This window comes from Lewinellaceae bacterium, assembly GCA_020636105.1.
In the GTDB taxonomy this organism is placed as follows: domain Bacteria; phylum Bacteroidota; class Bacteroidia; order Chitinophagales; family Saprospiraceae; genus BCD1.
Genome location: JACJYL010000001.1, coordinates 2493071 through 2515655, shown reverse-complemented (window position 1 = coordinate 2515655; position 22585 = coordinate 2493071). Strand labels below are relative to the sequence as shown.

The following is a 22585-nucleotide window of genomic DNA, read 5'->3' as shown; positions in this document are numbered from 1 at the left end:
ACCATTCTAACAAACGTGCTCAGGCGTTGGAAATTTAGGATTATGAACAAGTCGGTCTGGTGGATTATTGCAGCTGGTTTTATTGCCATTTTTTTGGTTAATTGTACAAGAGGAAATTCGCAACAAGAGGGAAAAGAAACCGAGAGTAACCGTTTCCCGGATACAATGGCGCTGACCAAAAGCTGGGAAAGCCCGATTTTCAATATTGAATTGCCAATGGGAATGGTATCTATGAGTGCAGCAGAATGTGGCAAATGCCATGTGGAGATCTATGAAGAATGGAAAATGTCAACCCATGCCCATGCCTGGGTTGATCTTCAATACCAGGCAGAACTGAAAAAAAACAACAATCTCTTCATTTGCATTAACTGCCACCTGCCGCTTCAAAACCAACAGGAGGAGATCGTGACCGGAATGCTAAATGGCGATTATTTCCAACCTGTAAAACGCCCCAACCCATTTTTCGATCCGGTGTTACAACAGGAAGGCGTTACCTGCCTGGGCTGCCACATAAAAAACGGGAATGTCATTGGAGCCAATCCGGATGTTTCGCCCCCGCACAGTCATGTGGTGGATAAAGAGTATCTGTCCGAAACATTATGCCTCGGGTGCCATAATGCTGCAGAGCAGATCAGCGATCAATTGATATGTACCTTCGAAACGGGTAACGAATGGAAAGCCGGGCCTTTCTCAAAAGCCGGTATTAATTGTATCGGCTGCCACATGCCTGAAATAAAACGCCAGCTCATCACCGGCCCTGAAACCAAAAGAGGGTTTCGGCATTTCTTCCCCGGTTCCGGAATTCCCAAAGTTAAAGACGAAACTGTGAAAGGGCTGGTTGGCTATTCATTTGTGACGGCGAACCTCAAAGAGAGATATGCGGTGGGCGATCAGTTGGAATTGTCCCTTAAAGTCAGGAATGATTTTGCCGGCCACAAAGTGCCTACAGGGGACCCCGAACGGTTTTTTATGATCCGTTTTTTTATTAAAGACAGCCAAGGAAAGCAATTGATGCAAAAGGAATTTCGGATAGGGGAGGAGTGGGAATGGTACCCGGTAGCAAAGAAGATCAGTGACAGCAACATCCCTCCCGGAGCCGCCCGGGAATTTTCAATGGCATATGAAATCACCGCTCCCCAAAAATTGGTGTGGAAGACCGTTGTGTCCAGGCACCGGATCAGTAAGGAAAGTCTGCGGTATCATCATCTTGAGGGGATCTATCCAGATTCAATAGTGGTCTACGAAAAAGAAACAGATATTTGGGTGGAATGACTCTTGGTTAAGTGTAAAAATGAGGGGATTTATTTTTTTCATGTTGAGCGCAGCGAAATCGTACCGACAGGAAGGGGTTGTTTCATGTTGTTGTTATAACATAATAAAACTTCGATAGCGATATGGCCAACTCACCCCGGTCCAAAGAGTAACCCGTTTTAAAATAGCTCCAATATTTCTTACCGCTTCGAACGTTCGTCTATCCGGTGAAATTTCAGTAAGTGATCCGGGTCGGATTCATTGAAAATACAAAGTGTGAGCATACTTTTTTTTCGTCGATCCAGGGGGAAAAGTATCTTGATGGGATTGTGTACATAACCGTTATCTTCAAACATCATGATTTGATTGTTGCGGGTCATCAACCGAAATCGCTCTAATTCGGCTGCATCTTTTGGCAAAGGCAGGTCACCATAACCTTCTTCAATAAGAAATTGCCTGACCATATGATAACTCTGCGTCAGGCTGGAACCGGAAAATACCGTAGTATATTGGTAACCGTCGCTATGACCTCCAATGTAGGTGGTGTTTTTTTTGGGAAATTCCTCTCGTAAAGCCATAATGAAAGAGTGATGGTAAATTCCCGCTGTTTTTAGATGAATTAATAACGTGCAATGATGGTTTTATTGCCTTTGACTTTTTGCCCTATTTCCACTTCAAGTTTTGCATCAAGCGGTAAAAACAGATCCACCCTGGAACCGAATTTGATGAATCCTAGGTCAGTGCCCTGGACGACTTCTTCCCCCACATGGAGGTAAGTCTTAATCCGCTTGGCCATTGCGCCGGCAATTTGTCGCAGCATAATTTCAACATGACCATTTTTAATGACCGTGGTGGCGCGTTCGTTTTCTGTGGAAGATTTTGGGTGCCAGGCTACCAGGTATTTACCCGGATGGTATTTGAAATAATTCACAGTACCACTGATAGGATTTCTATTTACATGTACATTGGCCGGTGACATGAAGATAGAAACCTGTATTCTTTTTTCATGGAAGTACTCCGGCTCGATGATTTCCTCAATGACGACAATTTTGCCATCGGCGGGGGCATAAATGACGTTGTCCTGAGGGAGGAATATTTCTCTTGTCGGATTGCGAAAAAACCACAATACAAAAAACCAGATTCCAACGGAAACAATCGCTAGATAAATGGTTAGGCCAGGGAAGAACCGGCTAACTAAAAAGTTAACCAGGAGTAAAAAAATGGTCAGTGTAATAACGATCCAATGGCCTTCTTTATGTATTTTCATCGTTTAGTTTTATTTTTTAGTAAGGCAAATTTACAGAAATATGCATTAAGGAAACATAATTTAAAGCCATATAGATTAGATTTGGTCAAAATTAAACGAAATGACACCCGAAATTATTGACTTTCTCTCCAAAGATAAACGTTTAAAGCAGGTCATTGAGACCACTCCAGTCGTTTTTCCCGAAAGCGACGGGGACATTTATGCCAGGCTCCTCAGGGCTATTGTCTTTCAACAGCTTTCCGGCAAAGCGGCTTCCACCATCCATAGCAGGTTCATGGAATTGTTCCCTGATGAATATCCTGATCCGGGCATTTTATTGTCGATCGATACGCCCATTCTACGCAGTGCCGGGTTGTCGTACCAGAAAGCCGGATACCTTCATAATGTGGCTGAATTTTTCCAGCAAGAGAACCTGATCGGAAAAGACTGGTCAACGATGGAAGATGAAGCGATTATCGATTATCTTACGCAAATCAAAGGCGTGGGTAAATGGACCGTTGAAATGCTTTTAATGTTTACCCTCAATCGCCCGGACATTCTACCGTTGGATGACCTGGGCATCCAGCAAGCCATCCAGATGTTGTACCAATTCGAAGAAAAAGGGCGCGCCCTTAAAGAAAGAATGTTGAAGATCGCAGAGCCCTGGCGCCCATACCGGACTTATGCCAGTCTGTATTTGTGGCGTTGGAAAGATGGACAAAAAGCCTGAGCCATGTGAAATGATGATGGTAAGAAACAGTTAAAAAATAGCTTCATCATTTCCATTCACCGCTCATTTTTACATTTTACACCTGCCTTCCTGCGTCTGCAGGTGAGGTTTACATTTCCCTTACCCTTACCCCTCTTCTCCGTAATCAATCGTCAACACGGGAATCCCGGAATAATTGACCAGGGCTTCCACCGTGCTGCCGGCAAGCAGCCTTCTAAGCGGGTGGCGATGGTGGTTGGAAATGCCAATGAGCTCTGCGCCGATCTCATCAGCAAGACTTCGGATTCCTTTTTCTATGGTGGTTTGTTTGGTGATATGTAGCTTACAAACCAGCGGGGCACATAACTTTTCAAAGGACTCCATGGCTTCCTTTTGCAAGATATAGGGCACTCCGTATTGGAAAATGGATTGTATGGAAACCAGGTGGATTTCGGGAATGAAATGCTTGACGAAATCTTTGAATTTTAAAAAAGACTCTTTGTCGGCTTCATCAAAACCTGATGCAAAAACCACTTTCTCAAAATAAAAATCTTTCAACGGAGATTTGATAATGAGTACAGGAACCTGTACGTGTCGGACTACCATTTGGGTATTGGAACCAAAAAAATTAGGATCAGCCTTTCCGGCTCCCTGTGACCCCATGACAATCATTCCTATGTCCAGGGTTTTACTCAATTCGCTAATATTCCTGACCATTGATCCTCCCAAAACGATGGATTCAATTTCGGTGCTCGGATGGCTCTTTTCTATATCGTTTAATAAAATGGAGGCGTTATGCCATGACTGAAAGGACTCGGGGAGTTTTTTCTTTTCATCATAGGAAAGTTTATCCCAGTTTTCAGGCAGATTAGCGTTGTGAAATAAAAAAACTTTAGCCTCATATCGCTTTGCGAGTTCAGTGCCAGCTTCCAGCGCATAGGAGGCACAAGCCGAAAAATCAGTAGGAATGAGGATGTTTTTCATCTGAAAATTGATTTTAAAAACAGTAAAATACAACAAATTTAATCCTCAAGGGAAAGACAATTCAATATGTCTGATTAATTTAAAAGAAGAGGTGACCGAAGTCAAAAAGATGACTGATTTTTGTCATACCTGGATGGAGAGTGGAAATAAAAATAGTCAGCGAAAAAGCTGACCATTTAGTATTGAAGTTTGTAAGGGGAAACTCAATACAGTTTTTATGGATAAGTCTTTTTTGCAAAAGAAAAAGAGGTAAAAAAAAACCCCCCATAAAATGTGGGGGGTTGAAAACTATGAACAAACACTCACCCAATTATATTTGTTTGTCTTTATGTCGTTGTGTATCACAAAGAAAAGAACATTAATTTATTATTTGTTAAGATATAGTGTAAAAATGTGACATTAAAAACCGTCTTTACTTAAAAAATAAAAAGACTAATAAATATATAATATTTTGATATTCAATTATAAATACAGGCATATATATTTTTACTTGTTTTCAGGAGGATAAATTATGTGACAATAAGCGTTGTTTGATTCTGGGTATTGAATCTTATTTGAAATTATTCTCAATAATATTCTGGCACGCTTCCTGTAGCAGTTGATATACATTTTCAAAGCCATCATCATCCCAATACGGATCCGGCACATTTTCAGTGTCGCGGACTCCGGACTCATGGAGAATCAGTTTTACTTTTGATTGCAATACCGGGGTAGAGGCCAATTTTAAAATTTCCTGTAAATTATTGGTATCCATAGCGTAAATAAAATCAAACGTTTCAAGGTCTTTGGCTTCAATTTGGCGCCCCCTTTGCCGGGAAATGTCAATGCCATATTTTTTGGCCACCTCAATCGATCGTTTGTCAGGGGCTTGACCTATATGCCATGAACTTGTGCCGGCAGAGTCAACTATCCAGGGAAGTCCGCGTTCCTCGATCTTTTTCCTCATAATACCTTCGGCAAGAGGAGAGCGGCAAATATTGCCCAGGCATACCATCAGAATTTTCATTTTAAAATTATATTTTATTTTTCCTGGTACAAATTTAGGGTTAATTTTTCTTTTACTCTATTATTACCGCCTGGAGAATGTCCTTTTCCCGGAATATGATTTTCTTCATTTAATATATCTGGTTATTTAACTAAATTTGCGGCCAATAAATTTTGAAGACATGAAGATCGTAATTGCAGGGGCAGGAGATGTGGGGTTTCACTTGGCAGAATTATTGTCCATTGAAAATATTGATATCATACTCATTGACCTGGAACAGGATGTACTTGATTACGCCGCGACCCATTTGGATGTTTTGACACTTCGGGGGGATTGCGCCTCTATTGACTTGCTGGAACAGGCACAGGTAGAAGATGCCAGATTGTTTTTGGCGGTGACCACCTCTGAAAAAACCAACCTGGTAGCGTCGATACTTGCCAAAAAACTTGGGGCAAAGCAGGTGATTGCCAGGGTGGACAATTCGGAGTACTTGTGTGGCGAACAAAAAGAGATATTCAAAGAATTGGGGATTGATATTTTAATGTCTCCCATCCAGCTTGCAGCCAATGAAATAGAGCGATTGATACAAAGATGCAATTTTACGGATCTGTTTGAGTTTGAAAAAGGAAAAATCAACCTGGCCGGATTGACTTTGCGTAAAGATTCTCCTTTGGTCGATACAAAAGTGAAAGATCTGAATAAAGTACAGAAGGGGGAGCATCTTAGGCCTATTGCCATATTACGCGGGCATGAGACCATTATTCCCAAAGGGGATACCATTTTGAAAAGCAATGATCATATTTATTTCCTGACCAAAAGGGAAAATATAGAGGAACTGGAATCCATACTCGGCGAAAGGAGAAAGGATATCAAAAGAATAATGATCATAGGGGGAGACAAATTAAGTGTCGCTACGGCTCAAATCCTGGAAAAAAACTACCAGGTGACTTTGATTGTCAAGGATAAAAAAACGGCCATTGAACTTTCCGAAATTTTGCATTCCACCCTGATCATCAGAGGAGATTACAGTAATGTCGAACTGCTCAAGGAAGAAGGACTAGGCAACATGGATGCTTTTCTGGCCCTGACAGAGAACTCGGAAACCAACATTATCGCCAGTCTGACGGCTAAAAATTATGGAGTTTTCAAAACCATCGCCCAGGTCGAAAATAAAGAGTATATCCACTTATCCCAAAATATTGGGGTGGATACCTTGATCAATAAAAAGCTCATTGCCGCCAACAATATTTTTCGTTTCGTCAGAAAAGGAAAAATCGAGGCCGTTACGAGCCTACACGGCGTTGACGCCGAAGTCATTGAATTTGTGATTCATAAAGAAAACCGGACCACCCGGCATCCCATAAAGGAACTTCATTTTCCGCCAACGGCAATTATTGGAGGCGTCATTCGTGGGGAGGATAGCCTTTTACCCGATGGGAATTTTCAACTACAGGTAGGGGATAAAGTCGTGGTATTTTCGCTGCCCGAATCGATTGCTAAACTTGAAAAAATCTTCAGTTAATGATTCGAGTAAAACCCATCGCCAGGGTCCTCGGCGTTTTGCTGGTATTGATAGGGGCGTTGATGTTGACCGGATTGATCATTGCTTTCGCTTACGACAGCGGGGATGCCCTGCCATTATTGTATTCAGGATTGATCTGTTTAGGGCTCGGCACTCCTATGTTATTGGCTTTAAAACGAGAGGATCGTCAAAGTTTAAACAAAAGGGAAGGTTATCTCATTGTTACATTGGGATGGTTCACCATGGTGACCTTTGGTATGCTTCCCTATTTGATCAGTGGGGTCATTCCAACGATTCCGGAAGCGTTTTTTGAGACTGTATCCGGCATGACTACGACAGGTGCCTCGGTACTCACCGACATAGAATCCGTATCCAAAGGAATCCTTTACTGGCGAAGCCTTACCCAGTGGATTGGGGGAATGGGGATCATCGTTCTTACCGTGGCCATCTTCCCTTTGCTTGGTATTGGAGGAATCGAATTGTTCGTCGCGGAAGCACCCGGTCCCACATCAGATAAACTGCATCCACGGATTCAGGAAACGGCCAAACGTCTTTGGGCTATTTATGTGCTGCTGACCTTTTTGCTTTGCATCACTCTTTTTTTGGAAGGCATGACGTTTTACGATGCTATAAACCATGCCTTTACGACCATGGCTACCGGAGGGTTCTCCACTAAAAACGCCAGCATTGCGCATTACAATATCCCGGTAATGCAGTATTCTATCGCTTTTTTTATGTTTCTGGCCGGCACCAATTATACGATAATTTATTACGGTCTCAAGGGAAAGTTAAAAAGAGTCTGGAAAAGCGATGAATTTAAAACCTATCTTTTCCTGGTACTCGTTCTGGCGGTGATATTTACTTTTGTCGTTTACCATGTGACTGACCTTCCTTTGGAGCAGGCTTTTCGCGATAGTATTTTCCAGATTCTGTCTCTCATCACTACAACAGGATTTGTCTCGGCAGATTACACTCAATGGGCACCCGGACTAACCATGTTGTGTTTTATCCTGTTGTTCGTGGGGGCCAGTGCCGGCTCAACAGCAGGGGGCATCAAAATCATCCGAAACCTGGTTTATTTCAAAAACTCCTTTTTGGAATTTAAAAGAATATTACACCCGCGTGCGGTCATTCCATTAAAACTCGACGGGCAGGCTGTTCCGGGAAAGATTGTTACCCATATAATAATTTTTCTATTATTGTATCTCCTGCTCTTTTTACTTGGGTCAGTAATTCTTACCTTTATGGGCGTTGATTTCCTGACGGCTATCGGTGCTGTGGCCACTTCCCTTGGAAATGTTGGCCCGGGAATCGGGAAAGTAGGACCGGTGGATAACTTCGCATGGCTTTCAGGGGAGGTTAAAGTGATCCTCGCCTTGCTGATGTTGATCGGACGACTGGAACTGTTTACGGTGCTGGTGATATTTACACCTTATTTCTGGCGTTCTAACTGATGGCATGTCAGTGCTTTTGACACCAGGGTTTTAAATGACTTTTTTTTGAAACAGGATTTTGCATTCGTGATGAACCTCATGAAATTACCGTTCCTGTTCTGAATTATCGCCTTAACTTACATGAAGATAGACCACAAATACTACCGTTCCATTTGGTTTAAAGACAAAGAAGAGGGCATCGTCCAGATCATTGATCAACGGCCATTGCCTCACAAGTTGGTGATCGAGGACCTGCGTTCCATGAAAGATTGTGGACAGGCCATTCGGGAAATGCATGTACGGGGTGCTCCTTTGATTGGCGTCACTGCTGCTTTTGGAATGTATTTTGCTGTGCGGGAAGCACTCCAAAGTGAGAGTTTTCAAAAATACATCGGAAGAGCTTTCATTTTTCTCGCCGAAACCCGACCCACGGCGGTCGACTTATTTTATGTGTTGCGCCGCATGCAGCAGGTCATAGATTCCCACGAAGACCTTGCTCAAATAGAAGAAGCCTGTTTACAGGAAGCTCTCTCCATCGCCGATGAAAGTGCCGAGCAGTGCCGGCAAATTGGACTCCACGGCCTTCCACTCATTGAAACGGTCAGTAAAATAAAAGGCGGAGATACAGTGAACATCCTTACCCACTGTAATGCAGGATGGCTGGCTACCGTGGATTACGGCACGGCACTGGCCCCCATTTATGCTGCTTTTGATAAAGGCATCAAAGTACACGTATGGGTAGATGAAACCCGTCCGCGCAACCAGGGCGCCCGGTTAACGGCTTTTGAGTTGCTCCACCATGGTGTGCCTCATACGGTGATTCCCGACAATACCGGTGGCCACCTGATGCAGCACGGTATGGTGGATATGGTCATCGTCGGTAGTGATCGTACGACCCGAACTGGTGATGTCTGCAATAAAATAGGAACTTACCTTAAGGCGCTGGCCGCGAAAGATAATGAGATTCCTTTTTACGTGGCCCTTCCCGTATCTTCTTTTGATTTTGCATTGAGCGACGGACTTCGGGAAATTCCCATTGAACAGAGAAGTGGTCGTGAAGTAAAATATATTTATGGGGTGAATGAGCAGGGCGCCCAGGAGGTGTTACTCACTCCTTCGGATAGCCCGGTGGCCAATTATGCCTTTGATGTCACCCCTGCCCGGCTGGTTTCGGCCCTGATTACCGACAGGGGAATTTGCCAATCGAACGAAAAGTCCATTGCCCGGCTGTTCGATCCGCAATTGGTTATTAAATGAACGTGACCTTTTTGTAAAAATAAAGCAGATGCTCATGATAGATGAAGGATATATTAAATTCAACCCTCACTGGGTAAAATCTCCTTCTTTTTCCTATGATGGGTTAACGGCTTTGATGGAGGCCCGTCAAAAATTGTATCGGAAAAATTTGATCGGGGCCTATCCCTCCGGTATTGGTTTTGGTAACATCAGTGTCCGAAATCCGCTGGCGGTCCACTCTAATGCTTTTTTTATCTCAGGATCTGCCACCGGCCATATTCCCCAACTCACCAAAGCGCATTTTTCCCTGGTGACTAAAGTTGATATTGAACAAAATATCCTTTATTGTGAAGGCCCCGTCATCGCATCCTCAGAATCGATGAGCCATGCGGTGATTTACCGGGAATGTCCTGAGGTGCAGGCAGTTGTGCATGTACACCATCTGGAAATGTGGCGACAACTATTACACAAAGTACCAACCACCGATGCGGCGGCTACATACGGCACTCCCGAAATGGCCTGGTCCATTGTAGATTTGCTAAAAAAAACCGACCTTCGGGATACTAAGTTGTTTGTGATGCAGGGCCATGAGGAAGGGGTGTTTGCCTTTGGGAACTCCCTGGAGGAAGCCGTGGAGGTGATCCTGTCAGCATTGGAAAACGGAGTGGGATAATTTAAGTTTTAAAATATTTAATAAATTTTTAAACAAATGAAAAAAATACTTGTGCTGTCTTTTTGCTTTGTATTGTCTTTAACGGCCTTTTCTCAAAAGACATTCCTGCAATCAGGGCCGATGGTGGGATATTCGGAAATGAAAGAAGTTATGCTTTGGGTGCAGACGAACGCCCCGGCTGAAGTTCAATTTGTTTACTGGGAAAAAGACAAACCCGGGGTTTCCTTTTCTACAGAAGTGGTCACCACGTGCAAAAAAGATGCCTTTACCGCCCATTGCCTGGCAGATGAGGTGACCCCCGGAAAACGTTATGAATATGATTTGTATATCAACGGGAAAAAAGTAGCCTTTGATTACCCGACGGCCTTCCAGTCGCAGACCCTTTGGCAGTACCGCACCGATCCGCCGGATTTTACCATGGCACTGGGCAGCTGCGCGTACATCAACGAGCCGGAGGTTGACCGCCCCGGAACGCCTTATGGCGGGGAGTATGAAATTTTTACCAGCATACACAAATTGAAGCCTGACGGCATGCTCTGGCTGGGAGACAACAATTATCTCCGGGAGGTGGATTGGTATACCCGTACCGGTATCCTGCACCGGAATACGCATTCCCGCTCACTGCCCGAAATGCAGCCTCTGTTGGCCTCTACACATAACTACGCCATCTGGGACGATCATGATTACGGCCCCAATGATTCCGGGCGCAACTTCAACCATAAGGAAATTACCCTTGAAGCGTTTAAATTATTTTGGGCAAACAATGGTTATGGACTGGATGGCCAAGGCATAACTTCCATGTTCCAGTTCAACGATATGGATTTCTTTTTGATGGATAACCGGTCATTCCGTACTCCGAATGACATGAAAGAGGGCAAAAAGCAATTCCTCGGAGAACGGCAATTGGAATGGTTGATAGAATCATTGATTACCAGCCAGGCTCCTTTTAAAATGGTCCTGATGGGCGGGCAAGTGCTCACTACGGCCGAGGTTTTTGAGAATTATATCAATTTAAATAAAGAAGAAAGAGCTTATCTGCTAAGGCGTATTGAAGAAGAAAATATTACCGGGGTCATATTCCTGACCGGTGACAGGCATCATACGGATTTGAGTATGTATGAAAACAAAGCAGGCAACAAGGTTTACGATCTCACCGTTTCGCCATTGACTTCCCAGGCTGTGCCCATGAAATACCTGGTGGATGAAAAAAATGATCACCTGGTCAAAGGTACGGTCGTGGCCCAGCGCAATTTTGGTGTCCTCGAATTTTCAGGAAAACGCCTGGAGCGTCACCTGAAGATAAAAATATTCGATAGCAAAGGCCAGATGTTGTGGGATTATGACATTGATGCGCCGGGAAAAAAATAAATAGCCTATTTTGAAAATATTGATCATTCGTTTTTCTTCCATCGGAGATATTGTATTGACTACGCCGGTCATTCGTTGTTTGAAACAGCAGTTGCCGGAGGCGGAGATTCATTTTCTGACGAAAAATAGCTTCCTTCCTGTGGTGGAAGCCAATCCTTATATCGATAAGGTTTATGGCATTCATAAAAATGTGGAGGAAGTGATGTTGAGTTTGAAAGGAGAATCTTACCGGTATATTATTGATCTGCACAACAACCTCCGGAGTCGGATGGTAAGAATAGGGTTAGGCACAAAAACGTATAGTTTCAACAAGATCAATGTACAAAAATGGCTCATGACCCGGCTTAAGATCAATCTATTGCCGAAAGTCCACATTGTGGATCGTTACATGAAACCGGCAGAAAAACTGGGTGTCAAAAATGACGGTAAAGGGCTCGATTATTTTATTCCCAAAAAGGAAGAAGTGAAATTGAGTACTTTTTTTAAAAAGTCCGGCATTGGGGCAGTACAGCCATACATAGCTCTCGTTATCGGGGCGGCTCATGCCACCAAACGATTGCCTGTGGTGCGGCTCATCGAATTGTGCCAGCAATTGGAAGGCCCTGTCATTTTGCTCGGAGGCCCGGAAGATGAAAGACCCGGAGCCTTTATCGCCGAACAGTCCGGCGGCCATGTCGTCAATGCCTGCGGTAAGTTAAAACTCAACGAATCGGCTTCTATGGTCAGGCAGGCGGCAAAGGTGATCTCTCACGATACCGGGCTGATGCACATTGCGGCGGCTTTTGATAAGGAAATCATTTCCGTCTGGGGCAATACCATCCCTGAATTTGGCATGTATCCTTATTATGGTAATAAAGAAAACCGGAATACAACGCTTGAGGTCAAAGGACTTTCCTGCCGGCCCTGTTCCAAAATCGGGCACCATGAATGTCCGAAAAAGCATTTCAAATGTATGGTAAATATTGATTTCAGTGATTTACCAATGTAATAAAAAACATGGCAATAAAAAAATATCAGGCCCTCGGTTTAATGTCAGGAAGTTCACTGGATGGACTCGACATTGCCTATTGCGAGTTTACCTGTAAGCTGAAGCATGATAAGCTAAAAATTAGGGAATGGAGTATCCTGGAAGCCGAGACCATCCCGTATGCAGAAGACTGGATGCTGAAGTTGAAGAAAGCTCCTGAGTTGAGCGGCCTTGAGTTGGCCGAACTGGATGCCGAACTGGGGCGGTATTTTGGGGTTCAGGCTTTGATTTTTATTGGAAAATACGAATTAAACCCACAATTTATCGCTTCACACGGTCACACCATTTTTCATTACCCTGACAAAAATTTCACCCTACAGGCAGGAGGAGGGGCAGCCATTGCAGCCATCACGGGTTATCCGGTGATCGACAATTTCAGGGCCCAGGATGTGGCTTTATCGGGACAAGGAGCACCGCTGGCCCCGATAGTCGATGAGTACCTGTTTCATAATTATGAAATTTGCCTCAACCTGGGGGGCATTGCCAATGTTACCGTCAGAAATGGAAAGGATTATGTGGCTTTTGATGTGGGCGGTGCCAATCAGGTACTCAATGCCATTGTGAGTGTCCTGGGATGGCCTTATGACGATGGCGGTCGTTTTGCGGAAGCAGGAAAATTAAATACCCAACTGCTGGAAAAGGTCAATGCATTAAAGTTTTTTGGGGAACCATATCCCAAATCCCTGGGCAACAATTGGGTGCAGGAGGTGCTGATCCCCATTTACCATGAATTCGATTGTCCGGTGGAAGATAAGCTTCATACGGCCTCCGTTCAACTCGCGGGTCAACTGGTCAAGGATCTGAAAGGCATCCTGAAAAACAGGCTCAAAAAAAGCCACTTCAAAATGTTGATCACCGGCGGGGGAGCCCTGAATGACTTTTTGGTCAAATGCATCGAAGAAGCCTGTAAAGGAATTGGCGATATCCACGTAGAAATTCCCGATGTCAAAATCATTGAATATAAAGAAGCCTTATTGATGGCCCTTTTGGGCGTTCTCCGTATGGAGACTTTTCCTACCAGTTTGACCTCAGTGACCGGCGCCCGGGAGAATTCCATTGGCGGGGCGGTACACCAGGGGTGGAGGTTTGGGATTTGAAACAGGCAATACTTTCCAAAATGAATACTCCCGAAATCTCATAAAGCAACCCGATCCAATAGATCTGGTGTTCATCTTTAAAATAGCCCACTGGTATTTTGGCGAGTGGGTCACCCCAGTTGGGTACGCTATAAGGAACATGATACGGTGGTGATGGAAAAGGAGGTTTGAAAATATGGGAATAAATATTCAAATCATAAATGTCAAGTTTTTAGTTAAAAAAACTTGACATTTTAATAAAAATAGCTATCTTTGTTGAATGAAAGTAGCAGCGCAAATAAGAGAAAAGATAAAGGAGATACCTGAAAGCGAACCTTTTGGTTATGCTCAATTGGGTATTTCTCCTGGTAATTTTTTTACCGCTGCTAAAGCACTGGAGCGGCTGCAAAAAAAAGGAGTCATCAAAAAGGTTTCAAAAGGTATTTTTTTTAAACCCCAAAAAACGATATTTGGAGAGTTAGAACCTAACTACGATTTATTACTAAAAAACTACCTCTTTAAAGATGGTGAAAGAGTAGGATATGTTACAGGATATACCCTGTATAATGAGTTAAATCTGACCACACAAATGTCTTTTAATACGCAGGTAGCCACAAAAAGAGGTAGGAAAAAAATAGAAATAGGGTGGCTTAAGGCAAATATCGTGAAAGCTTATGTAGATGTTACAGAAGAAAATTATAGATTATTAGGTGTTTTAGATGCTTTGAAAGATATTAAAAAAATTCCCGGCACAACAGCAGATAAAGCGCTACAAATTTTAATGCCTCAAATGAAAGAGTTGGCCTTGGAAGATATTGACAGTATGATGCAATATGCACTTCAGTATCCTCCTCGAGTAAGAGCATTATTAGGTGCTTTGATAGAAAGTATTTTTCCAGATAAATTTGATTTAAAAGCTTTAAAACAAAGTTTGAACCCTTATTCTACTTATAAACTGAACATCAAAACATCAACGCTACCTGCCACTTCTAAGTGGAATATTATATAATTTTACATAGAGATAAAACAAAGTTTTCAGAATTAATAACACTAAGTTCCACAGCAATTAAAATAAATCCATTTTTTGTTGAGAAAGATTATTGGATAACATTAGTATTAAACCGTTTGGCGAAAAGCAGATATGTATCAGAATCTGTTTTTAAAGGGGGGACTTCACTATCAAAAGGGTTCGGATTAATTGAACGATTTTCAGAAGATATTGACATTGCAATCATTAATAATGATGGAAAAACAGGGAATGAAATAAAAAATATTATCCGTACAGTAGAAAAGGAAATGACCAAAGAACTGAACGAGTTGGAGATAAAAGGGGTAAGCAGTAAAGGGTCGAGATTTCGTAAATCTGTTTTTGAATACGCAAGCATTAATACTAAAAACACAAACAATAAATTGATTGTGGAAATAAATTCCTTCGCCAACCCTTTCCCGTTTGATAAAATCGAAATAAAAAGTTTTATTTTTGATTTTTTAAAGCAAACTGGAAACGAAGAATATGCTGAACAATATAATCTGGAACCATTTGAGATAAATGTGTTGAAAAAAGAACAAACTTTATTAGAGAAAATGGTTTCGTTAATTCGCTTTTCGTTTGAGAAAAATCCAGATGAAAGTATAGCTAAGAAAATAAGACATTTTTATGATTTATTCTTTTTAATGGGTGATGAAGAATGCGCAGTATTTGTTAAATCAGATAATTTCAGGAAACGATTTAATGAAATATTGCAGCATGATAGGGAAATGTTTGATGAGCCCTCGGGATGGCAAAATAAGATCGCTTCAGAATCACCTTTGGTAAATGATTTTGATAATATTTGGAACAAATTGAAAGGAATATACAAAACAGAACTTTCAGCATTGGCATATGCAAACATTCCTGATGAAAAAGAAGTAGCTCGGCAATTCAAAAACCTGGTAAAGTTGATTGAATGAAATTTGCTAAAGAAAAATTAGGAAACCAGTTTGTAACACTGTTAACCAATAAGAGCTTCTGCGGCATTAAGTTCCTGTTATTAGCTACAATACCTAATTTGAAAAGCAAATCGCTGGGAGATCTTTGCCGGGCAACGGCTAATTTTTTCAACCATTGAAATTCCCTTTTGACTTATGGCAAACCATACAGAAAATCCAATTTGGCCCGTGCCCAAATTTTATTTCCGGGCATCTTTTAACCATTTTACGATCGATTGTTCAGAAGTAAGCGGTCTAGATAACGAAGCTCAGGCCATTGAATACCGGCATAGTAACTCTAAATCATTTAGTACGATAAAAAAGCCGGGGCTTCAAAAATTCAGTAATGTCACCTTGAAAAGAGGGTTGGTGGCACAAAAAACAGCTTTTCTTGATTGGTTCAATAAATCCAAGACAGAGACTGGTCAACTATACCGCGAAAATGTGGATATTCATTTGATGGATGAAAATGGTCAGCCTACCATGACCTGGACCCTGAACAATGCCTGGCCGGCAAAAATCACTGGTGTTGATCTGAAATCCGAGGGTAATGAAGTGGCCATTGAAACGCTGGAATTGGCTTTTGAGAGCCTGGTTGTTAAGAATAGTTGACAAGACAGCCTAAAAACTTTTAAACTATGAATGCTCCTGATTGTTTCCTTCAAATAATTACCTTTGTTCCTGATTTTCAAAAAGTAAATTTCACGACTCAATGATTTCTGAACGCCCTTCATTGTACAAAATATCATGACGGCACAATTGCAAAAGAAAATACTGGTCACCGGAGCGACTGGCCTTGTCGGAAGTTATTTGCTACGTTACCTGGTGCAGCAAGGATACGTCAATGTCCGGGCCACCCGCAGGGCAGAAAGCACCATGGACCTCGTGGAATCGATTCTGGAAAAGGTGGAATGGGTGACCCTCGATATTTTGGATGTAGAGGCCGTGGAAGAAGTTATGGTGGGGGTAGAGTGGGTCTTTCATTGTGCGGCTCTCGTATCTTTTGACCCGGCAGACAAGGCAGCGTTGTACAAAATAAATAAAGAGGGTACGGAAAATGTGGTGAATGCTGCGTTGAACGCAAAAATAGAAAAACTCGTTCATGTGAGTTCGGTGGCCACTATCGGCCGTGACCCTAAAGAGAGCAAGACCAGTGAAAAGACGAAGTGGGATAGAAACGAAATGTTTACCCATTACGCGAAGAGTAAATATCTTTCCGAAATGGAAGCCTGGAGGGGTTGGGCCGAAGGGCTGGATGTAGTGGTCGTCAATCCTTCTACCATACTGGGCAGTGGTCGCTGGGATAAAGGCACATCCGTTTTTTTTAAACTGGTATGGCGATCTTTTTCCTGGTTTGCCGGCGGAAGTGCCGGCTTTGTCGATGTAAGAGATGTGGCCCTACTGATGATCCAGGCCATGGAAAAAGCAGCCTCGGGACAACGCTTCATCCTTTCGGCAGAGAATTTATCCTATAAAGACCTGATGGAGCAAATTGCCCATCACCTGGATCGTCCGGCAGCGACCCGTCGAATGCCCAACTGGATGAAAGGCCTGATCTGGAGATGGGAGTGGTTTGTCGCCTGGTTGCACAAATCCCGCCCTGAAATTACCAGGGAAGTGGCCGTGAAGGTTACCTCCCATTATGCTTACGACAATTCCAAATCTGTCCATACTTTTGATTATGTCTACCAGTCTGTTTCGGAGACCATTGCCTGTGTCGCCTCCCAGTTCAAAGAAGCGGCAGAGACTGATTTTACAGCCCGGGTAATGCCTTTGATTTAAGTTTTATTGTTTTTGATAAAAATAAAACAAAACTTTTTGTTTTATTTAAAATATTTCCCATCTTTCGCCCGTTGGGATAATCAACAAATTTCATTATGGAAAAATTGGAACATATAGAAAATATTGAGCTGACCTACTTAAGCCTCGATGATTACCAGGAGCTCAGAGTTGCGATGCTTGAAGCCTATGTGGGTATGGATACCTGGGAGGAAAAGCATATTGAATCTCTGATCAATATGTTTCCGGAAGGCCAGGTAGTCATTAAGGTTAATGGCCAGATCGCCGGGAGTGCGCTGAGTATCATTGTTGATTATCACCAGTTCGATGAGCACCATACTTACAAGGAAATTACCGGAAACTATACATTCAAAACCCATTCCTATTCGGGGGATGTTCTTTACGGGATCGACGTTTTTATCATACCCGACTTCCGCGGATTACGGCTGGGCAGAAGACTTTATGATTATCGAAAAGAATTATGTGAAAGGTTAAACCTCAAAGGGGTGGCTTTTGGCGGCAGAATACCCAATTATCACAAATACTCCGATAAACTTACCCCCAAGGAATACATTAATAAGGTAAGAAGGAAAGAAATCCATGATCCGGTGTTGAATTTCCAGATATCGAATGATTTTCACCCGGCAAGAGTGTTAAAGGGTTATCTGGAGGGAGATAAAGCTTCCAATGAATTCGCTGTCTTGCTGGAATGGGATAACATTTATTATGAAAAACCCGTAAAAAAGGCCGAAACCATCAAAAAAATCGTCCGACTTGGATTGATTCAATGGCAGATGAGGCTTTACAAAGACCTGGAGGGGCTGCTGCAGCAGGCAGAATATTTTATAGACGCTGTGTCAGGGTACCGCTCAGACTTTGCGCTGTTTCCCGAGTTTTTTAATGCACCTTTAATGGCGGAGAACAACCACCTTTCTGAACCTGAAGCCATCCGTGAGCTGGCCAAACATACCGCAGCCGTGGTGGAAAGATTCTCTTCTCTGGCCATTTCCTACAACATCAACATCATTACGGGAAGCATGCCTGAAATTGTCAACGATCGTCTGCACAATGCCGGGTATTTGTGCCGGAGAGACGGAACCATTGACCGTTTTGAAAAACTCCATATCACACCAGATGAAGCCAGGGTTTGGGGAATGCAGGGCGGAAGGGAATTAAAATCCTTTGATACGGATTGTGGTAAAATTGGCATTCTCATTTGTTATGATATTGAATTCCCCGAACTGAGCAGATTACTTGCCGATGACGGGGTTGACATTTTATTCGTGCCCTTCCTGACGGATACTCAAAACGGGTATTCACGGGTCAGGAACTGCGCCCAGGCCCGTGCCATCGAAAATGAATGTTACGTGGCCATTGCCGGAAGTGTGGGTAATTTGCCCAAAGTGCACAATATGGATATCCAGTTTGCACAATCCATGGTGTTTACTCCTTGTGATTTTTCTTTTCCGGCCAATGGTATAAAAGCGGAGGCTACTCCCAATACGGAAATGATCCTCATCGCCGACGTGGATATTGACCTGCTCAGGGAGCTTCACCAGTTCGGGAGCGTAAAAAATTTAAAGGACAGACGAAAAGACATTTATGAACTAAAAAGGCGTTAATATCTTTTAAGGGTGATCTTGCTTTTGGGAAGAACAGAAAGGTGAGAAGGTATTTATCATGGATAAATTGATTCCCCAAAAGAGGACGGCATGGCCGGTTTAGGTTTATCAGCACTAACAATTGAACGGTTTAATGAATACATCCGACAACAATATTGTACAAAAAATCAGGGAGGAATCGGCCTTATTATATCATAAGGCAAAGCGGAAATTCTATGCTTTCAGGTTAGAAAAACCGAAGTGGTACCTGGGGCTGAAAATCGCACTGGCCGCAGGAGGGGCTGCCGTCGTCGGCATGTTCCTGATGGCGGTGCTGGTTTACAAAGGTGCCTTTGGCCCCTTGCCCAATTATGCAGAGTTAAAGAATATCCGAAATCATACTGCCTCGGAGGTTTATGCCAAGGACGGAGTTTTACTGGGCAAGTATTATGTTGAGAACCGGACCAATGCCGATTTTGACGAAATTTCTCCCAACATCATCAATGCTCTGATTGCGACGGAAGATGCCCGTTTTTTTGAACACAGCGGGATCGATTTTCGGGCCATGATGCGTGTGCTTTTCAAATCGGTATTGTTGTCGAAAAAATCTTCCGGCGGGGGAAGTACCCTAAGCCAGCAATTGGCTAAAAACCTCTATCCCAGAAAAAACTACCGACTGTTGGCCATGGTGATCAATAAATACCGGGAGGCATTCATCGCGCGGCGACTGGAAAAGGTTTACACCAAGGAAGAACTGCTGAAACTTTACCTCAATACCGTCTCCTTTAGTGAAAATGTGTATGGTATTAAAGTGGCTTCCCAGCGTTTTTTTGACAAATCTCCTGAAAATCTGGCCACAGAGGAAGCGGCCCTGCTGATCGGCACCCTCAAAGGCACCAGCCTTTATAACCCGGTCAGGCATCCCGACCGCGCTACCGAACGCCGGAATACCGTCCTCAACCAAATGTCCAGGTTCGGGAATCTCACCGAAGCGGAATGCGACTCCCTAAAGAATATTCCCTTGAAATTAAAATACAGCCAGGAAGGAGACAACAAGGGCCTGGCCACCTATTTCAGGGAGCACCTGCGCCAGGAACTGGAAGAAATTCTCGCAGACCATACCAAACCTGACGGCACTTCCTACAACCTCTACACCGACGGGCTCAAAATTTATACCACCATTGATGCCAGTATGCAAAAATACGCCGAAGAGGCCATTAATGAACACATGCCCGAGTTGCAAAAAGCTTTTAATAAGGAATGGAAAAAGGGCATACCCTGGGAGGACAATAATGCCCTGCGAAATGCCGTCGCGAGGTCCCCACGATACAAATCCCTCAAAGCACAGGGACTGAGCCAAAAAGAAATTGATGCGGTTTTTAAAACTCCCGTCAAAATGAGGGTCTTCAGCTGGACAGAAGGGGAGGTGGAAAAAGAAATGAGCCCCCTGGATTCAGTGAAATACTACCTCGGTTTACTGAATACGGGCTTCCTGGCCATTGATCCTACCACAGGGCTGGTTAAGGCCTGGGTAGGAGGGATCAACCATAAATATTTCCAATACGATCACGTAAAATCACAACGCCAGGCAGGATCTACTTTCAAGCCTATCGTTTACACCCAGGCCCTGCGTTCAGGTATGTTGCCGTGTGAATATACGGAAAACAAACTCGTAATGTATGAGCAGTTTGATAACTGGGAACCCAGGAATGCCGATGGCAAATACGGGGGTGTTTATTCCATGGAAGGTGCTTTGAGCCATTCGGTGAACACTACTACCGTCGAAGTAGCCCTGCGTGCGGGCATCGATTCCATTCGATACCTGGCCCGGGCGATGGGCATCAAGGGCGAATTGCCGTCAGGGCCCGCCATTGCCCTGGGAACGGGAAACGTCTCTCTCATGGATATGATACAGGTATATGGTACTTTCGCCACTCGCGGGGTGCGGCCCGAGATGTTCTACCTGGACCGGGTGGAGACCGCCGACGGAAAGGTCATCGCCGCCTTCAAGAGACCTAACCCGGATAACTTTAAAAGGGTAATCTCCAGAGACCATGTAGATATGATGATCAAAATGATGGAAGCCGTAGTCGATAGCGGAACCGCCCGCGCCCTGAGATATCGCTTCGGGCTATATGGAGAATTTGCCGGAAAAACAGGAACCACTCAAAACCAGTCGGATGGATGGTTTGTCGGGTATAACCCAAAACTGGTGGCCGGCGTATGGGTGGGCGCAGAAAATCCCAACGTTCATTTCAAAAGCATGCGTTATGGACAGGGATCGGCTTCTGCTTTGCCTATTTGGGGATTGTTCATGCAAAAGGTATTGAAAGACCCGGCGTTCAAGTCCATAAAAAAAGCACAATTCACCCCCATGAGGGATACCATTGCAGCCATGATGCAGTGCCCGCCTTTCCTGGATGAAATGCCGGTTTTTGTCAATTTTGAAGAAGAAGATTACATGGATATCCTGGAATTCCAGGAACAAATGGAAAGCATGGACCCCCACCTGAGGGACAGCCTGATCAGGGCCAATCCCCGTAAGGATCATGAAACGCTTTCGGAATATTCAGAGCGTATCCGTCGCCATAATGAACGCATTGATAACAAACGAAGTCGTCAGGAAAAACGCAAAGAATTCTGGAACAATGTTTTGTTCGGTGATAAGAAAAAGAATTGATCCTTGCTGAGCAGGACCTTGGCCATTTGGAAATGCTTTTTTTGGTGTTTCTTGACCAGCTTGGACCATACTGTTTGAATTTTTGAAGATTTTACCCTTCTGTCTTTTTCCCGCGCGTCACCGGGAAGAGAGACAATTATGGTTTGACTTCGATGAACTCTTTAAGTAAAAAGGTTGTTTGGAAAAAAACAATTCCTTTCTTTTTATGAAAATGCCTAAATTTTTTTCCATTGAAACGATTAACCTGAAACTGCGTATTCCTGCTCCAGAGGATATCCTAGTCGATGGTCAAGGCTTATAGCTTTGACCGGAATATGTATGTAAGGCTTTCAGCCTGGGCGTCATAAGATAGACATACAATGAAACAAAAACATACTCTGACGTGCATTCAAATAATAAAAATACTTAAAACATGTCACGTTTGCCTTCCTTCTGGCTTTTATAGGTAAAAGTCACATCATGGCCGGACACAGGATCATCAACCAAAATAGCTTACATTTTCTTACTTTCACCGTGGTGGGATGGGTAGATGTCTTTACCAGAAAAAAATACAGGGATATTTTCATCGATAGTTTGAAATATTGCATAGAACATAAAGAGCTGCTAATTTTCTCATACGTGATCATGAGTAATCATATACACCTCATTGTCAGAACGGACAGTCAGGCAGGATTGTCCGCTATTATCCGTGATCTAAAGACATTTACCTCTAAAAGCATCATAAAGGCGATCCTTGAAAATCCGGGAGAAAGCAGGTCAGAATGGATGTTGCGGTTATTTAAATTTTATGCCAAATTCAATAAAAACAATAGCAAATATCAATTTTGGCAGCAGGACAACAAGCCCATCGAACTTGTTTCGCTGAAATGTATCAATCAAAAACTGGATTATATACATCTGAATCCCGTGAAGGCTGAAATTGTTGAATTGCCGGAACATTATCTTTATTCCAGCGCACGGAATTACATCGGACAGCAAGGGCTGATAGAGGTGGAAATTTTGGATTTTCGGAATAATATTGGATATATTGATTTGTGAAAAGGAATG

The 22585-nt window shown here is 43.2% G+C and carries 20 protein-coding genes; 16 read left to right on the top strand and 4 right to left on the bottom strand.

The window, feature by feature from the left end; all coding sequences use genetic code 11:
• The first annotated feature begins 42 nt into the window (after positions 1 to 42).
• The gene (locus H6571_09550; protein MCB9323965.1) at positions 43 to 1272 is read left to right on the top strand and encodes a cytochrome C554 and C-prime; all 1230 of its coding nucleotides are present in this window, start codon (positions 43 to 45) and stop codon (positions 1270 to 1272) included.
• Between the two features lie 179 nt (positions 1273 to 1451).
• Here H6571_09550 and H6571_09545 read toward each other — a convergent pair whose 3' ends face one another.
• On the bottom strand, positions 1452 to 1829 hold the full coding sequence (locus H6571_09545; GenBank protein ID MCB9323964.1) for a hypothetical protein: 378 nt from the start codon (positions 1827 to 1829) through the stop codon (positions 1452 to 1454).
• A 41-nt stretch (positions 1830 to 1870) separates the two neighbouring features.
• The gene (locus H6571_09540; GenBank protein ID MCB9323963.1) at positions 1871 to 2518 is read right to left on the bottom strand and encodes a phosphatidylserine decarboxylase family protein; all 648 of its coding nucleotides are present in this window, start codon (positions 2516 to 2518) and stop codon (positions 1871 to 1873) included.
• A gap of 100 nt (positions 2519 to 2618) precedes the next feature.
• On the opposite strand from H6571_09540, the gene H6571_09535 reads away from it, so the two are divergent.
• A complete protein-coding gene (locus H6571_09535; GenBank protein ID MCB9323962.1) occupies positions 2619 to 3227 on the top strand; it encodes a DNA-3-methyladenine glycosylase 2 family protein in 609 nt (202 codons plus the stop codon).
• 126 nt (positions 3228 to 3353) lie between these two features.
• On the opposite strand, the gene H6571_09530 is transcribed toward H6571_09535, so the two are convergent.
• Positions 3354 to 4190 carry a universal stress protein gene (locus H6571_09530; GenBank protein MCB9323961.1) on the bottom strand — a complete coding sequence of 279 codons (837 nt, stop codon included), beginning with the start codon at positions 4188 to 4190 and terminating at the stop codon, positions 3354 to 3356.
• Between the two features lie 550 nt (positions 4191 to 4740).
• Positions 4741 to 5196 carry a low molecular weight phosphotyrosine protein phosphatase gene (locus H6571_09525; GenBank protein MCB9323960.1) on the bottom strand — a complete coding sequence of 152 codons (456 nt, stop codon included), beginning with the start codon at positions 5194 to 5196 and terminating at the stop codon, positions 4741 to 4743.
• Positions 5197 to 5356: 160 nt separating this feature from the next.
• Here H6571_09525 and trkA point away from each other — a divergent pair, with 160 nt between their 5' ends.
• The 14 genes from trkA (at position 5357) to H6571_09455 (ending at position 22576) form a co-directional block, all read left to right on the top strand.
• Positions 5357 to 6697, top strand: a complete 1341-nt coding sequence (gene trkA, locus H6571_09520; GenBank protein MCB9323959.1) for a Trk system potassium transporter TrkA — start codon at positions 5357 to 5359, stop codon at positions 6695 to 6697.
• Complete coding sequence (locus H6571_09515; protein ID MCB9323958.1) at positions 6697 to 8151, top strand: TrkH family potassium uptake protein; 1455 nt, start codon at positions 6697 to 6699, stop codon at positions 8149 to 8151. The genes trkA and H6571_09515 overlap by 1 nt, the downstream gene beginning before the upstream one ends.
• Positions 8152 to 8271: 120 nt before the next feature.
• Positions 8272 to 9387, top strand: coding sequence for an S-methyl-5-thioribose-1-phosphate isomerase (mtnA, locus tag H6571_09510; GenBank protein MCB9323957.1), 1116 nt, complete (start codon positions 8272 to 8274; stop codon positions 9385 to 9387).
• A gap of 37 nt (positions 9388 to 9424) precedes the next feature.
• Positions 9425 to 10039 (top strand): class II aldolase/adducin family protein, encoded by a 615-nt coding sequence (locus tag H6571_09505; GenBank protein MCB9323956.1) that lies wholly within the window; start codon positions 9425 to 9427, stop codon positions 10037 to 10039.
• A 36-nt stretch (positions 10040 to 10075) separates the two neighbouring features.
• On the top strand, positions 10076 to 11407 hold the full coding sequence (locus tag H6571_09500) for an alkaline phosphatase family protein (GenBank protein ID MCB9323955.1): 1332 nt from the start codon (positions 10076 to 10078) through the stop codon (positions 11405 to 11407).
• Between the two features lie 10 nt (positions 11408 to 11417).
• Entirely contained in the window at positions 11418 to 12395 is a 978-nt protein-coding gene (locus H6571_09495; GenBank protein ID MCB9323954.1) for a glycosyltransferase family 9 protein, read from the top strand.
• A gap of 8 nt (positions 12396 to 12403) precedes the next feature.
• A complete protein-coding gene (locus H6571_09490) occupies positions 12404 to 13531 on the top strand; it encodes an anhydro-N-acetylmuramic acid kinase (GenBank protein ID MCB9323953.1) in 1128 nt (375 codons plus the stop codon).
• 259 nt (positions 13532 to 13790) lie between these two features.
• Positions 13791 to 14519, top strand: coding sequence for a hypothetical protein (locus tag H6571_09485; GenBank protein MCB9323952.1), 729 nt, complete (start codon positions 13791 to 13793; stop codon positions 14517 to 14519).
• Positions 14504 to 15460 carry a nucleotidyl transferase AbiEii/AbiGii toxin family protein gene (locus H6571_09480; protein ID MCB9323951.1) on the top strand — a complete coding sequence of 319 codons (957 nt, stop codon included), beginning with the start codon at positions 14504 to 14506 and terminating at the stop codon, positions 15458 to 15460. Before H6571_09485 ends, H6571_09480 begins: the two co-directional genes overlap by 16 nt.
• A 174-nt stretch (positions 15461 to 15634) precedes the next feature.
• A complete protein-coding gene (locus H6571_09475) occupies positions 15635 to 16090 on the top strand; it encodes a phage tail protein (GenBank protein ID MCB9323950.1) in 456 nt (151 codons plus the stop codon).
• 135 nt (positions 16091 to 16225) lie between these two features.
• Complete coding sequence (locus tag H6571_09470; protein ID MCB9323949.1) at positions 16226 to 17260, top strand: NAD-dependent epimerase/dehydratase family protein; 1035 nt, start codon at positions 16226 to 16228, stop codon at positions 17258 to 17260.
• Positions 17261 to 17355: 95 nt separating this feature from the next.
• Entirely contained in the window at positions 17356 to 18879 is a 1524-nt protein-coding gene (locus H6571_09465) for a carbon-nitrogen hydrolase family protein (protein MCB9323948.1), read from the top strand.
• 133 nt (positions 18880 to 19012) lie between these two features.
• Positions 19013 to 21538, top strand: coding sequence for a transglycosylase domain-containing protein (locus H6571_09460; GenBank protein MCB9323947.1), 2526 nt, complete (start codon positions 19013 to 19015; stop codon positions 21536 to 21538).
• 456 nt (positions 21539 to 21994) lie between these two features.
• Positions 21995 to 22576 carry a transposase gene (locus H6571_09455; protein MCB9323946.1) on the top strand — a complete coding sequence of 194 codons (582 nt, stop codon included), beginning with the start codon at positions 21995 to 21997 and terminating at the stop codon, positions 22574 to 22576.
• Positions 22577 to 22585: the final 9 nt, after the last annotated feature.

Coding starts and splice junctions, on each gene's coding strand:
- H6571_09550 (MCB9323965.1), top strand. CDS start 43: ATGAACAAGTCGGTCTGGTGGATTATTGCAGCTGGTTTTATTGCCATT.
- H6571_09545 (MCB9323964.1), bottom strand. CDS start 1,829: ATGGCTTTACGAGAGGAATTTCCCAAAAAAAACACCACCTACATTGGA.
- H6571_09540 (MCB9323963.1), bottom strand. CDS start 2,518: ATGAAAATACATAAAGAAGGCCATTGGATCGTTATTACACTGACCATT.
- H6571_09535 (MCB9323962.1), top strand. CDS start 2,619: ATGACACCCGAAATTATTGACTTTCTCTCCAAAGATAAACGTTTAAAG.
- H6571_09530 (MCB9323961.1), bottom strand. CDS start 4,190: ATGAAAAACATCCTCATTCCTACTGATTTTTCGGCTTGTGCCTCCTAT.
- H6571_09525 (MCB9323960.1), bottom strand. CDS start 5,196: ATGAAAATTCTGATGGTATGCCTGGGCAATATTTGCCGCTCTCCTCTT.
- trkA (MCB9323959.1), top strand. CDS start 5,357: ATGAAGATCGTAATTGCAGGGGCAGGAGATGTGGGGTTTCACTTGGCA.
- H6571_09515 (MCB9323958.1), top strand. CDS start 6,697: ATGATTCGAGTAAAACCCATCGCCAGGGTCCTCGGCGTTTTGCTGGTA.
- mtnA (MCB9323957.1), top strand. CDS start 8,272: ATGAAGATAGACCACAAATACTACCGTTCCATTTGGTTTAAAGACAAA.
- H6571_09500 (MCB9323955.1), top strand. CDS start 10,076: ATGAAAAAAATACTTGTGCTGTCTTTTTGCTTTGTATTGTCTTTAACG.
- H6571_09490 (MCB9323953.1), top strand. CDS start 12,404: ATGGCAATAAAAAAATATCAGGCCCTCGGTTTAATGTCAGGAAGTTCA.
- H6571_09485 (MCB9323952.1), top strand. CDS start 13,791: ATGAAAGTAGCAGCGCAAATAAGAGAAAAGATAAAGGAGATACCTGAA.
- H6571_09475 (MCB9323950.1), top strand. CDS start 15,635: ATGGCAAACCATACAGAAAATCCAATTTGGCCCGTGCCCAAATTTTAT.
- H6571_09470 (MCB9323949.1), top strand. CDS start 16,226: ATGACGGCACAATTGCAAAAGAAAATACTGGTCACCGGAGCGACTGGC.
- H6571_09465 (MCB9323948.1), top strand. CDS start 17,356: ATGGAAAAATTGGAACATATAGAAAATATTGAGCTGACCTACTTAAGC.
- H6571_09460 (MCB9323947.1), top strand. CDS start 19,013: ATGAATACATCCGACAACAATATTGTACAAAAAATCAGGGAGGAATCG.